The sequence below is a fragment of the Candidatus Burkholderia verschuerenii genome (genome assembly GCF_001189365.1).
Classification (GTDB): Bacteria; Pseudomonadota; Gammaproteobacteria; order Burkholderiales; family Burkholderiaceae; genus Caballeronia; species Caballeronia verschuerenii.
On the sequence record NZ_LFJJ01000415.1, the window covers coordinates 1 to 13,479 of the forward strand.

Annotated in this window: 8 protein-coding genes and 2 pseudogenes; 4 read left to right on the forward strand and 6 right to left on the reverse strand. The window is 61.1% G+C overall.

The window, feature by feature from the left end; translation table 11 throughout:
- Positions 1 to 175: 175 nt before the first annotated feature.
- Entirely contained in the window at positions 176 to 781 is a 606-nt protein-coding gene (locus BVER_RS29435; RefSeq protein ID WP_232316947.1) for an H-NS histone family protein, read from the forward strand.
- A gap of 55 nt (positions 782 to 836) precedes the next feature.
- Here BVER_RS29435 and BVER_RS29440 read toward each other — a convergent pair whose 3' ends face one another.
- The 5 genes from BVER_RS29440 to BVER_RS29460 all read right to left on the reverse strand — a co-directional run bounded on the left by BVER_RS29440 (position 837) and on the right by BVER_RS29460 (position 5,739).
- Positions 837 to 2,288 (reverse strand): amidase, encoded by a 1,452-nt coding sequence (locus BVER_RS29440; RefSeq protein WP_050456219.1) that lies wholly within the window; start codon positions 2,286 to 2,288, stop codon positions 837 to 839.
- A 127-nt stretch (positions 2,289 to 2,415) separates the two neighbouring features.
- Positions 2,416 to 3,897, reverse strand: coding sequence for a monocarboxylate uptake permease MctP (gene mctP, locus BVER_RS29445; protein ID WP_050456220.1), 1,482 nt, complete (start codon positions 3,895 to 3,897; stop codon positions 2,416 to 2,418).
- Positions 3,894 to 4,094 carry a DUF3311 domain-containing protein gene (locus BVER_RS29450; protein ID WP_050456221.1) on the reverse strand — a complete coding sequence of 67 codons (201 nt, stop codon included), beginning with the start codon at positions 4,092 to 4,094 and terminating at the stop codon, positions 3,894 to 3,896. The genes mctP and BVER_RS29450 overlap by 4 nt, the downstream gene beginning before the upstream one ends.
- A gap of 182 nt (positions 4,095 to 4,276) precedes the next feature.
- Positions 4,277 to 5,038: a tRNA (5-methylaminomethyl-2-thiouridine)(34)-methyltransferase MnmC2 gene (gene mnmC2, locus BVER_RS29455; protein WP_232316949.1), complete on the reverse strand. Its 762-nt coding sequence runs from the start codon at positions 5,036 to 5,038 to the stop codon at positions 4,277 to 4,279.
- Positions 5,035 to 5,739 (reverse strand): YceH family protein, encoded by a 705-nt coding sequence (locus BVER_RS29460; RefSeq protein WP_050456222.1) that lies wholly within the window; start codon positions 5,737 to 5,739, stop codon positions 5,035 to 5,037. Before BVER_RS29460 ends, mnmC2 begins: the two co-directional genes overlap by 4 nt.
- Positions 5,740 to 6,161: 422 nt before the next feature.
- On the opposite strand from BVER_RS29460, the gene BVER_RS29465 reads away from it, so the two are divergent.
- Both BVER_RS29465 and BVER_RS29470 read left to right on the forward strand, forming a co-directional pair.
- On the forward strand, positions 6,162 to 7,634 hold the full coding sequence (locus BVER_RS29465) for a circularly permuted type 2 ATP-grasp protein (protein WP_050456223.1): 1,473 nt from the start codon (positions 6,162 to 6,164) through the stop codon (positions 7,632 to 7,634).
- A gap of 38 nt (positions 7,635 to 7,672) precedes the next feature.
- Positions 7,673 to 8,714: pseudogene (locus tag BVER_RS29470) on the forward strand (alpha-E domain-containing protein).
- Between the two features lie 10 nt (positions 8,715 to 8,724).
- On the opposite strand, the pseudogene BVER_RS29475 reads toward BVER_RS29470, so the two are convergent.
- Positions 8,725 to 9,784: pseudogene (locus BVER_RS29475) on the reverse strand (zinc-binding metallopeptidase family protein).
- 215 nt (positions 9,785 to 9,999) lie between these two features.
- On the opposite strand from BVER_RS29475, the gene BVER_RS29480 reads away from it, so the two are divergent.
- Positions 10,000 to 13,389 carry a transglutaminase family protein gene (locus BVER_RS29480; protein ID WP_332309170.1) on the forward strand — a complete coding sequence of 1,130 codons (3,390 nt, stop codon included), beginning with the start codon at positions 10,000 to 10,002 and terminating at the stop codon, positions 13,387 to 13,389.
- Positions 13,390 to 13,479: the final 90 nt, after the last annotated feature.

Here is a 13,479-nt window from a genome sequence, read left to right on the forward strand (position 1 = left end):
CGCTGCTGCATAGCGGCCGCGCGGCGTTCGGCGCTGCGGGCTACGCCCTTCGCGCCGCACGTCGCACAGAAGGATCAACTGAAACCACCGGCATCCGATTTCTGCACAACTTGACGCACACAACTTCTTTTGATAAAACGGCGTCGCACTTCGCAAGCGCCTTTAAGATGTCGCCATGGCAGCATGCAGTGTCAAAGAAGGTGCATTGCAAGCTTTGCGCTTGCGTTTCAAAAGCATCGCCTTGACCTGCATTGAACGCTCGAGGCTCTGTCAGGTCTTAGACTTCGATAAAACGATCAAGGAGGAAAAATGGCCACATTGGCACAGTCTGGAAACCCAGATTCAAAAACTGCGGCGCCGTGCAGACTCATTGCGCGAACGGAAATCCGCTGAAGTCATCGCGAATATTCGCGCACTCATGCAACAGTATGGTTTGACGACGGCGGATCTCGACAAGCGCGGCGTGAACGGTTTGAAAAAGCGTGGTTGTCCGGTTGGTTCGAAGAACCTTCCTAAAGACGCAAAGGGCGCAAAGGGCGCAAACGGCGCAGGCAAGCTCGCAGCAAAGTCCAAGATGCCGCCGAAATATCGTGATCCGGTTTCGGGTCTCACCTGGAGCGGTCATGCGCGGCCGCCGGCATGGATCAAGGACGCTCCCGATCGCAGCGTGTTCTTGATCGATGGCGCAGAGGCTAAAGCAAACGGCAAGCGCGTGACCACGAAGACGGTCAAAGCGGCTAAGAAGGTCACGAGAAAGCGTGTGCAAAGCACGGCGGCTTGAGAGCGTCTCGCCGCGCTTGCTTAAATGAATGCTGGCCTCTTTTTCTTAAGGCCCGCTAGTCGAGCAACGGACTGCGTACGTCCGTCAAGCCGCTTGCAAGCTGATAAGCCAGACCTAGTTGCAAGACAGGCAAATCCATTTGCGTCGGGCCGATGATCTGTATTCCAGCGGGCAAGCCATTCGGCCCGAAACCCGCTGGTGCGCTAAGAGCCGGCATTGACGCCATCGTCGCGGGCACCACCGTTTCCATCCAGCGATGATACGTGTCCATTGCACGGTCGCCGATGGCGTGCGGCCAGTCTAGCGCGGCATCGAACGGAAACACTTGGGCGGAAGGCATCGCGAGAAAATCGAAGCGCTCGAAGAGCGCATTGATCGCCTGATACCACGCCGAGCGATCCCGCGCGGCGCGCGCCACGTCTTCCGCCAATAGCGCCAATCCGCGTTCTATTTCCCAAACCGCTTCGGGCTTGAGCTTTGCACGCGTGGCTTCGTCGCGATAGAGCGGGGCATTCGTCCCGGCAAACGTAAAGCTGCGCAGATCGAGCCACGCTTTCCAGAGACGCTCGCCATTGAAATCGACCGCCGCCGCTTCGACGATGCAACCCGCCGTTTCGAAATGCCGCAGCGCGTTGGTGTAGAGATCCATCAAGCCCGCTTCCAGTGGCAAATGACCGTTCATGTCGCCGAGCCAGCCGATACGCGTACCGCGCATATCGCGCTCGAGTCCGCTTGCGTAATGAGCGGCTTGATCGCTTCGACGCGAAAGCGGAGCGCGTGCATCGAACCCGGCCTGCACGGCGAGCAGCATGCCGAGTTCGGGAACAGTGCGCGCCATCGGTCCCGCGACGCTGAATTGCTGAAAGAACACGTCGTCGCTAGGCGCGTAGGGCACGCATCCCGGTGTCGAACGAAAGCCGAAGACATTGTTAAAGGCGGCGGGCGTGCGTAGCGATCCCATCATGTCCGAACCGTCGGCGAAGGGCAGCATGCGCAAGGCCATCGCGACCGCCGCGCCGCCGCTGCTGCCGCCGGCCGAACGCGATGGATCGAAGGCATTGCGCGTGGTCCCGTACACGGGGTTATAGGTGTGACCACCGAGTCCGAATTCCGGCGTATTGGTGCGGCCGATAAAAATCGCGCCTGCTTTACGCATGCGTTCGAATACGATTGCATCCGTCGCGCTGACCTGACCCGCGAAAATCGGCGACCCTTTGGTCGTCACCATGCCGGCGACGGGAAGAATATCTTTAGGCGCTTGCGGAAATCCATGCAGCACGCCAAGACTTTCGCCGCGCGCCAGTTGAGCATCGCGCTCCGTGGCTTGCGCCAGCAAGGCTTCGCGTTCCTCTCGCGCGACGATAGCGTTCACACGCGGATTCAGGCGATCGATCTGATCGAGATAAACGTTCATCACGTCGACGCAGGACACATCGCGCGCGTGAATGGCTTTCGATAACGCGATGGCGTCTAGCGCGACGATATCGCGAGCGGACGATTCGTTCATTTGAGCATGCCTTGTCGTGACGTGTCGCCGATGGTATCACCGCGTCGAACCATTCGCTTCGGCTTCGAGGCGCAAAAAAGCCCGGCGCTGTACTACACGCCGGGCTTTAGCGAAGCAAATGAAATGCTTAAGCCGTAACAGGAACCCTGCGCGGCGAAACGAGCGACACCGCGAACGTCACGACAATATTCACCACGAGCGCGATGATGCCGATATAAAGCGGCCACGATGCATCGCCGATATGCAGGACATACACCGGCTTGAGCCCTTGCGCGATCGCAAGCCCGGTTCCGAGCACGATGCCCACGAGCCAGCCGAGAAACAGGCCGGGCGTCGTGAGGCGACGCGTAAAGAGCGTGAACACGATAGCCGGGAAGATCTGCAAAATCCACACGCCGCCTAGCAGTTGCAAGTCGATGACGTATTGCGTCGGCAGAAACACGATAAATAGCAGCGCGCCGAATTTCACGACCAGCGACACGAGCTTGGCGCACGATGCTTCCGCTGCCGGAGACATATCGGGCGCGATGAGCGGACGCCACAAATTGCGCGTGAACAGATTGGCCGAGCCGATCGACATGATCGCCGCCGGCACCAGCGCGCTGATCGCAATGGCCGCCGCCGCAAAGCCGACGAACCACGACGGAAACAGCGTGCCGAACAAGGTCGGCACGACATCCGAAGCGGACTTCACATGCACGCCCGCTGCAATGGCCATATAGCCGAGCAACGCGATCAAGCCGAGCAACAGCGTATAGGCGGGCAGAAAGATCGCGTTCTTGCGCACCGTCGTCGCGGACGACGAGGACAGCACGGCCGTCATCGTATGCGGATACATAAACGCGGCAAGCGCCGACCCTAACGCAAGCGATGCATACGCCGTGAATTGCGCCGGCTTGAGCGTGATGCCCGTCGCGCCGCCCTTGGCCTTGAAGAACTGATCGGCCGAATCGAATACGTGCGCGTAGCCGCCGAGCTTCTGCGGAATGAGCCACACCGCCGCGATCACGACGATATAGATCATGATGTCCTTCACGAACGCGATCATCTCGGGCGCGCGCAGGCCGCTCGAATACGTATAGACCGCAAGAATGACGAAGGCCGCGATCAGCGGCAATTCGCCGGTGACGCCGAGTCCCTTGATCACCACTTGCATGCCGACGAGTTGCAGCGCGATATACGGCATCGTCGCGACGATACCCGTCAACGCGACGGCGGCGGGAAACCATTTGCCGCCGTATTCGCCTTGCACGTAATCGGCCCCGGTGATGTGATTTTTCGCGTGCGCGATCTTCCACAACTTGGGCATCACCGCAAAGACGAAGTGATACACGATGATCGTATAAGGCAGCGCAAAGAAGCCGTAAGCGCCGACCGAATAGACCAACGCGGGCACGGCGATCACGGTATAAGCCGTGTAGAAATCGCCGCCGACCAGAAACCACGAGATCAACACGCCGAACTGACGCCCGCCCAAACCCCATTCATGAAGCTGCGTGAGATCGCCACGCTTCCAGCGCGCGGCCACGAAGCCCAGCACGGTGACCAGGGCAAAGAATGCGATGAAGATGGTCATCGCGACCGGATCGACCGGATTGAGATCGTTCATTTGAGTCCCCTGTACACGACGTAAAGCAGCAGCGACGTGAGCGGCACCCAAAGAAACTGATACCAGTAGAAAAACGGAAAACCCGCGACTGCCGGACGCGTATCGTTATAAAACGGCAGCCATAGCAGGGCGATATAGGGAATCAAAAGTGTGACCCAAAGCCAGGGTCGGCGCGGCGCATCGTTATCGGCTTCCAAAGCATTCTCCTCTTGAATCTGCGCTGATCGGAACGGGCCGGCGTGCTGCGGCGTTGCTTTGTCCCGTTGCTGCTTAGCAAGCGCCGCGCCGCCAACGGGAGCGCATTATCCAAGAAAATGGTTTTTGTTGCCGATAAGGACTAAGGCTAAAGAACGCTTTAAATTTGCTTAATTAAAAATTACTAATCTATAACGCAATTGGTTTCGATCGGGCTGGTTGCGCGCTTGCCTGTCAGCATCGCCCATTTGCCGCTAAAGCCCGCCACCTTGCGAAATTCAAAGCCGTTTTCCCTTAGCGCGCGCTTCACGCTGCCCGCGCTCGTATAAGTGGCAAAGGTCGTTTCATTGCTAGAAAGCGCGGCAAGCGATGCCATGACCGAAGGCGTCCACATGTCCGGATTTCTGGCGGGCGCAAAGCCATCGAGATAAAGCGAATCGGCGATAAACGCTTGAGCGCGTAACGAAGCAAGTGCGTCCGCGATATCGCCGAAGATAAGCGTCAAGCCGACCGCATCTGAATCGAAGCTCAGGCGATGTATGCCGGGCACAAGCGGAGGCCAAGCATCGGCGAGTTGTAAAGCCAATGGCATGACGTACGGATCGTCGATGACCGCCGCATGCGCACGGCGCAAATCGTCGGCGCTAAAGGGATATTTTTCGATCGATACGAATTCCAGCGCCGCAGATCGCTCGATGTCGCTACGCCACGCGGCCCATGTCGCCAGAAAATTGATGCCCATGCCGAAGCCCGTTTCCAGCACGGTAAAGGCGGGCTTGAGACGCCAGGCATCCGGCAAGCCATTGCCCTTTAGAAAGACATGCCGCGTCTGGGCGAGCGCGCCGGCCGGGCTGTGATAGACATCGTCATGCAAAGGTGAATAAGGCGTGCCGTCTGCACGAAAGACCAGCTCAGCGGCAAGCAGCACGCTCATGCCGACGCTCAAGCCGGTTCGTCGGGCGAGATGCCGAGTTCGGCCGCCATGCGCTCGACCAGCGCGCGCAACTGTTGCACTTCATGGGCGAGGCGTTTTTGCTCCGACTTGAGCGCTTCGAATTCGGACAGCGAATACGTTTCACCACCGCCGCCCGACGATTCGCGCACGGCGGCTTCGCTTGCGGCGACTTCGCCGCACAGCAGATGCATCCAGCGGCTTTCGCGTTCGCCAGGCACGCGCGCGAGTTTGACGACGCGCGGCGGTTCATTATCGGCGAGTTCGTCGAGAAAACTTTCGACCGACGAGATATCCGCAAAGGAATGCAAGCGCGCGCTATTGGCGCGCCGCTCGGCGGCCGTTTGCGGGCCGCGCAAAAACAGCGTCGCGAGCAGGGCGACCGACTGGCTCGGCACGCTCAACACGCGATTGACGTTGTGCTCGAAGCGCGGCACGCGGCTGCTGCTGCCTTCGAAGACGAGACTCAGACGCTTGAGACTGTCGAGCGTGGTCAGCACTTCGTCTTCGCTGACATTCATCACGGACGAGCGCGCCGTCTTTTGATTGCAGCCCGCGGTCAGGGAATTCAATGACAGCGGATAGGTATCGGGCACGGTGTGCTGCTTTTCCACCAGCACGCCGAGCACGCGCGCTTCGAGCGGCGTCAGTTCGCGCAAGGCGGGGCGGGGAGCGGCATCGGACGGAGTATTCATGAGCGATCTTATGCTTGCAGAGAGACGCATATCATACCGGCGTCGAGGTCGATCATTGAAACGCGCGCACCGTCTTGCGGCATGCGGTTGAACCAGACTGTGCACTGGTTCGAAATGTTGCACCATTTTGGTGCACGCCGTTTTCATCTCGGCGAAATCCAGCATTCGTTTAATGCCGATGTGTGGTTAAACTCATTGGCACTGAAGTTGCTTTTTTATTGACGGCACTGGGCAGCCTGCGCAATCGATGCACAATGACTTGGCATCACGCTTCGAGGTCGCCTAACACACAGCACGACATGCTCGGCTTGACCGGGCATGCCGCGTCGATCAGGCTCTTCGAACAGCGTTTGCAAGTGCGACCAGAATGACAGCGAAGGGGGCGCGCCACCCCGGCATGCACTTCATATGGAAGATCGGCTATGACGCAAGCATTCTTCAACGAGATGTTCGAGCTCAACGATGTGGACGCGCGCGGCGTCACGGCGGCGGCCTTTCGCGACGTAGGCGAGACCCGCACGCATTATCGTGATTTCATGGGCTGGCTCGCCGCGCAGAACGATCAGCAGATGAGCCTCAAGCGGGCCGAGGCGGATCTCAACTTCAGACGCGTGGGCATTACCTTCGTGGTGTACGGGACCAGCGATCTGCCAGGCGTGATCCCCGAGCGCACGATTCCCTTCGACGTAATCCCGCGCATCTTTCCCGCCGACGAGTGGAAGGCGCTCGAACGCGGCTTGCGGCAGCGCGTCAATGCGCTCAACCGCTTCATCCACGATATTTACCATCAGCAGAACATCATTCGCGCGGGCATCATTCCCGAAGCGCAGATCGTCGGCAACGTGCAGTATCGGCCGCAGATGAAGGGCGTCGACGTCGTGCGCGATATCTACGCGCATATCGCCGGCATCGATATCGTGCGGGCGGGACAGGGCGAGTTTTACGTGCTCGAAGACAATTTGCGCGTGCCGTCGGGCGTGTCGTACATGCTCGAAAACCGCAAGATGATGATGCGCCTGTTCCCCGATCTGTTCGCCCGCAATCGCGTGGCACCGGTCGCGCATTATCCCGATCTGCTGCTCGATACCTTGCGCGCGTCGGCGCCGGCGAGCGCGGAAAATCCGACCATCGTCGTGATGACGCCGGGCATGTACAACTCGGCGTATTTCGAGCATGCGTTCCTCGCACAGCAAATGGGCGTCGAACTGGTCGAAGGGCAGGATCTCTTCGTCGAGAACGATCTGGTCTATATGCGCACGACGCAAGGACCGCAGCACGTCGATGTGATCTATCGCCGCGTGGACGACGACTTTCTCGATCCCGACGTGTTCCGTCCCGACTCGGCGCTGGGCGTCAAGGGCCTGATTTCGGCGTATCGCGCGGGCAATGTGTCGCTGTGCAACGCGGTGGGCACGGGCATCGCCGACGATAAATCGATCTATCCGTACGTGCCGGACATGGTGCGCTTCTATCTCGGCGAGGAACCGATCCTCAACAATGTGCCGACCTACATGTGCCGCAAGGCCGACGATCTCAAGTACGTGCTCGATCATCTGGCTGAACTCGTCGTGAAGGAAACGCACGGCGCGGGCGGTTACGGCATGCTGGTCGGCCCGGCGTCGACGACGGCGCAGATCGAGGAGTTCCGCGCGGTGCTCGTGGCGCATCCGGAGAAATACATCGCCCAGCCGACGCTCGCGCTTTCCACGTGCCCGACCTATGTCGAAGCGGGCATCGCGCCGCGTCATATCGACTTGCGCCCGTTCGTGCTCTCGGGTCACGACGTGCGGATGGTGCCGGGCGGACTCACGCGTGTCGCGTTGCGAGAGGGTTCGCTCGTCGTCAATTCGTCGCAAGGCGGCGGCACGAAAGACACGTGGGTTCTCGAACGTTAAAAAGCCGCGATCATCCATACCGATAACAGGGAACACCCATGCTGAGCCGTACCGCGGATCATCTCTTCTGGATGGCGCGTTATACCGAACGCGCCGAAAACACCGCGCGCATGCTGGACGCGAATTATCAGCTCTCGCTGTTGCCGCAGTCCGACGAATACGCGGAACTGGGCTGGCGCGCGATGCTGTCCATCTCCGAGTTGAGCGGCATCTATTCAGCCGCGCATCACGGCATGGAAAGCCGCGAGGTGGTCGATTTCATGGCGGCGGACATGTCGAATCCGTCGTCGATCGCGAGCTGTCTGCGGGCCGCGCGAGAGAATGCGCGCGCGGTGCGCAGTTCGACCAACAGCGAACTTTGGGAATCGCTCAATACGACCTGGCTCGAATACGTGCGTCTTCTGGGCGACGGCATTCTCGAACGCGAGCCGTTATTCGTTCTTCGAGTGGGTGAAGCATCGCTCGCACTTGTCGCGCGGCGTGCAGCTCGGCACGCTCGTCAAGGACGATGCGTTTTATTTCATGCGTCTCGGGACTTTCATCGAACGCGCGGATAATACCGCCCGCATTCTCGATGTGAAGTTCGAGATGATGGAGCAGCGCGCCGACACGTCCGCACAACCGTTCGACTATCACCACTGGACGGCGGTCCTCGGCTCGGTGTCGGGCTTCGAGGTGTATCGGCGCGTGTATCGCGATGTGATTACGCCAGAACGCGTGGCGGGCCTGCTGATTCTGTACGGCGACTGGCCGCGTTCGCTTGCCGCGAGCATCGCCGAAGTGGAATTGCTGATCGGTCAGGTAACGAAAGGACGCGACACCGAGGCGGCGCGGCTGGCGGCGCAATTGAGCGCGGAGCTAAAGAACGGGCGCATCGGCGATATCTTGCAGGGCGGTCTGCATGCGTTTCTGGTGAGCTTTCTGGCGCGAGTCAACGAACTGGCCAGCGCCGTCAGCCAGGAATTTCTCTTGCCGATGGCGCCGGAAGCTCCCGAAGAAGCCCCGGCTCCAACACCAACGCAATCGCAAACGCAGTCACAGTCGCAAGGCACGCAAAGTCAGTCGCAAAGCTCGACCTGAAGCGATGCGTTCAACGCCGCGCGGCCGCCGCGACGACGCGATGCACGAAGCGCAGCTTGTCGATCACCGCGGGCGCGAGCGTGAACGGATAACCGTCGGGCTGGCCGAGGCTGCGATTCAGGCTGTTCAGCACATAGGTGAGCGGGAACCAGCGTTTCATCAGATCATCGAAGTCGGCGTCTTCGACCGGAGTCTGATCGGTCAGCGTGGGCTCGTTCGGCGTATCGGGCACCAGCGCGAGGCCGCACGACACGGCGGTATCGAGCGTATCGACGATATGCAGGTAATGCGCCCACGTTTCCGCCCAGTCTTCCCACGGATGCATCGTGGCGTAGGCGCTGACGAAGTTCTCTTCCCAGTTGGGCGGCGGGCCTTCGTTGTAGTGGCGATCGAGCGCGGCCTGATAGTCCTGCTGCTCGTCGCCGAACGCGGTGCGGTACGGCGCGATGCGCGCGGTATCGCCGATCAGCCGGTCGAAGAAATAGTGGCCGGTTTCGTGGCGGAAATGGCCGAGCAGCGTGCGATACGGTTCGTGCATCGCGGTGCGGGTTTTCTCGCGATGCGCGTCGTCCGCCTCGGCGATGTTGAGCGTGATCAGGCCGTTGTTATGCCCCGTCATGACGCCGTGGCCTTGCGAATCGGCTTCGAGGAACTGGAATTCGAGGCCGCGTTCGGGATCCGCCTGACGCGATTTCACGTCCAGCCCGAGTTCGGAAAGCGTGTAGAGCAGGCGTCGTTTGGCCTGCTCCAGCCGATACCAGTACACGCGGTTATCGGGTGGACAGATTGGGAATGGTGCTGGTCAGCTGGCAGGAGCAGCACAAGGTCTCGGGGGAATCGGCGGGCACGACCCAGTTGCAGACGTTTTCGACCGCGTAGTTGTGGCACGGACGAAAGAACTGATCTTTCGCTTCGGGATGCAGGCTCTTCCAGCGGCCGTCCTCTATCACCTCGAAGGCGCTGATCTGTTTGATCTCGGGAAGGTAACCGAGTTGCGCGCCGCAGTTTTCGCAGTGCGTGTTCTCGAAGAACACCAGTTGTTCGCAGCGGTTGCAGTGGAAGGTCTTCATCGTCTGGGCTTGAAAGAGGATTGTTGCGCGGTCGCGCGCCGTCTTGCGTCGTTGAAATGGCGGAGCATGCGCAAACATCGTGCCGCAGAAAAGTGTCGTGTTTCAAGCGGTTTTCAGACGGTTTCAAGTCAAGCGTCGGCAGGACATCGGAAAGAAAACGCCGTGGCGTCGGAAGCAAACGTCGCGCGGCGTCATTTGAATAAAAGGAGTGCGGAGTGTCCATTCGTGTCGCGTTGAATCATGTCACGCAGTATCGTTACGACCGGCTGGTCGGTCTCTCGCCGCAAGTGGTGCGCTTGCGTCCCGCCCCGCATTGCCGCACGCCCATCGTGTCGTATTCGATGCGCGTCGAGCCGGAGGAGCACTTCATCAACTGGCAGCAGGACGCCTTCGCGAATTACCAGGCGCGGCTTGTTTTTCCCGAGAAGACGCGCGAATTCAAGGTGACGGTCGACCTCGTCGCCGAAATGGCCGTCTATAACCCGTTCGATTTCTTCCTCGAACCGTCGGCTGAAAAATTTCCCTTCGCTTACGCGCCGGAATTGCAGCACGATCTCGCGCCGTACATGATCAAGCGCGAGCCGACGCCGCGCTTTGCCGCATTCGTCGACAGTATCGACCTCACGCCGGTGGCAACGATCGACTTTCTGGTCGCGCTGAATCAGCGGCTCGCGGGTGAAATCCGCTATCTGATCCGTATGGAGCCGGGCGTGCAGACGCCCGAGGAAACGCTGGTCAACGCATCCGGTTCGTGCCGCGATTCGGGCTGGCTGCTGGTCGAAACGCTGCGCCATCTGGGTCTGGCCGCGCGCTTCGTGTCTGGCTATCTGCTGCAACTCGCGCCGGACACCAAATCGCTCGATGGTCCGAGCGGCACGGAAGTGGACTTTACCGATCTGCATGCGTGGTGCGAGGTGTATCTGCCGGGCGCGGGCTGGATCGGCTTCGATCCGACTTCGGGGCTCCTGGCGGGCGAAGGCCATATTCCGGTCGCCTGCACGCCGGAGCCGGACAGCACCGCGCCGGTATCGGGCGCGGTCGACAAATCGGAAGTCGAGTTCGGCCATTCGATGACGATCACCCGCGTGCTGGAAACGCCGCGCGTGACGAAGCCCTACACCGAGGAAGACTGGAGCGCGATGCTGCGCATTGGCGAGCAGGTCGACGCGCAACTGAACGCCGCCGACGTGCGCCTGACGATGGGCGGCGAGCCGACCTACGTCGCCGTGCGCGACCGCGATGCACCCGAATGGAACACGGACGCGCTCGGCCCGACCAAGAGCGCCTACGCCGTTTCGCTGATGGACAAGCTGCGCGCGGAATACGGCGCGAGCGGCTTTCTGCATATCGGTCAGGGCAAGTGGTATCCGGGCGAGCAGTTGCCGCGCTGGGCCTTGTCGCTGTTCTGGCGCAAGGACGGCGAGCCGTGCTGGCACGATTCGTCGCTGTTCGCGGACGAGCGCCAGCCCGCAAACTACACGTCCGAGGACGCCGCGCGCTTCATCGGTCATCTGGCGGGCAAGCTTTCCATCGATTCGAGCTTCGTCCAGCCGGCCTTCGAGGACACCTGGTACTACCTGTGGCGCGAACGCCGTCTGCCGGTCAACGTCGATCCGTTCGATTCCCGTCTGGACGACGAACTGGAGCGCGCCCGTCTGCGCCGCGTATTCGATGCGGGGCTGCCGTCCGTCACCGGTTACGTGCTGCCGATCGCGCGCGAAGAGGGACCCGCGCTGCAGCCCGGCCGCTGGATCAGCGGGCCGTGGTTCTTCCGCGACGAGCGCATGTATCTGATTCCGGGCGATTCGCCGATGGGCTACCGTCTACCGCTCGATTCGCTGCCGTGGGTGTCGGAAGCCGATTACCCGTATCAGCACGAACACGATCCGTTCGCGCCGCCGACGCCCTTGCGCAGCGCGTCTGAATTACGCATGCAATATGCAAACGCCGCGACCGGTGAAGATGCATTCAGCATGCAAAATGCAAACCGCGCGAGCGAAGACCGTGTGACGCGGGTCGCCGCAGGCTACGGGACAGCCGAGTCGAAGCGCGGCCAATCCGCGGGCGAGATCACGCGCACCGCGCTGTGCGTCGAGGCACGCGATCCGGCGCGCGCGGCCGGTCCGAAGGCGGAAGCCGAAGCCTTCGCGAAGAACGGCCGGACCAACAAGCTGATCCATATCTTCATGCCGCCGCTGACCGAGCTCGACGATTACCTCGATCTGCGCGCGGCCATCGAAGCGACGGCGGCCGAACTGGCGATGCCGGTTATCATCGAAGGCTATCCGCCGCCGCGTGATCCGCGCCTGAAGATGCTTCAGGTGACGCCGGACCCGGGCGTGATCGAAGTGAATATTCATCCGGCGTCGAACTGGGACGAACTGGTCGCGCACACCGAATTTCTCTACAACGCCGCGCACGAGTCGTATCTGAGCCCCGAGAAGTTCATGGTCGACGGACGGCATACCGGCACCGGCGGCGGCAACCATTTCGTGCTGGGCGGCGCGACGCCGGCCGACAGCCCGTTTCTGCGCCGTCCCGATCTGCTGGCGAGCCTGATCGGTTACTGGCACAACCATCCGTCGCTGTCGATGCTGTTTTCCGGCCTCTTCATCGGCCCGACGAGTCAGGCGCCGCGCGTGGACGATGCGCGCAACGATCAGGTCTACGAGCTCGAACTCGCATTCAAGGAACTGCAGCATCAGCTCGATCTGCTCGGCGGACGCGACAGCGCGACCGTGCCGCCGTGGCTCATCGACCGGATTCTGCGCAATATCCTGATCGACGTGACGGGCAACACGCACCGCGCGGAGTTCTGCATCGACAAGCTGTATTCGCCGGATGGCCCGACCGGGCGTCTCGGTCTGCTCGAACTGCGCGGCTTCGAAATGCCGCCGCACGCGCGCATGAGTCTGGTGCAGCAACTGCTGCTGCGCGCGCTGGTCGCGCGATTCTGGGAGACGCCGTACACCGCGCGTCTCACGCGTTGGGGCACGGAACTGCACGACCGCTTCATGCTGAGCACGTTCGTGCAGATGGATTTCGACGACGTGCTGGCCGATCTGAGCGAAGCGGGCTTCGCGTTCGAGAAAAGCTGGTTCGCGCCGCATTTCGAATTCCGCTTTCCGATGGTCGGCTCCTACGACGTCAGCGGCATGCAACTCGAGATCCGCAACGCGCTGGAAACGTGGCACGTGATGGGCGAGGAAGGCTCGGCGGGCGGCACGGTGCGTTACGTCGATTCGTCGGTGGAGCGGCTCGAAGTGCGCGCCATCGGCATGAACGGCAGCCGTCATGTGGTAACGGTCAACGGCGTGCCCTTGCCGCTGCAATCGACCGGCCGCGTCAGCGAATACGTCGCGGGCGTGCGGTATCGCGCGTGGCAACAGTCGTCGTCGCTGCATCCGACCATCGGCGTGCATGCGCCGCTCACGTTCGATATCGTCGATACGTGGGACGGGACGCAGCATCGGCGGATGCCAGTATCATGTCGCGCATCCGGGCGGGCGCAACTACAGACCTTCCCGGTCAACGCGTACGAAGCGGAAAGCCGCCGGCGCGCACGTTTCTTCGCGACCGGTCACACGCCGGGCGCGCCGTGGTGAAAATGCCGAAGCGCCTCTTGACCGGCGCGCGGCCGTAGTTTTGAGATACGTCGGCGGGAGCGGTGTTTCGACGCACCCGGCGCACTTACG

Excerpts from the sequence above, each read along its gene's own strand:
- BVER_RS29435 (WP_232316947.1), top strand. The coding sequence starts at position 176 with ATGGCAGCATGCAGTGTCAAAGAAGGTGCATTGCAAGCTTTGCGCTTG.
- BVER_RS29440 (WP_050456219.1), bottom strand. The coding sequence starts at position 2,288 with ATGAACGAATCGTCCGCTCGCGATATCGTCGCGCTAGACGCCATCGCG.
- mctP (WP_050456220.1), bottom strand. The coding sequence starts at position 3,897 with ATGAACGATCTCAATCCGGTCGATCCGGTCGCGATGACCATCTTCATC.
- BVER_RS29460 (WP_050456222.1), bottom strand. The coding sequence starts at position 5,739 with ATGAATACTCCGTCCGATGCCGCTCCCCGCCCCGCCTTGCGCGAACTG.
- BVER_RS29465 (WP_050456223.1), top strand. The coding sequence starts at position 6,162 with ATGACGCAAGCATTCTTCAACGAGATGTTCGAGCTCAACGATGTGGAC.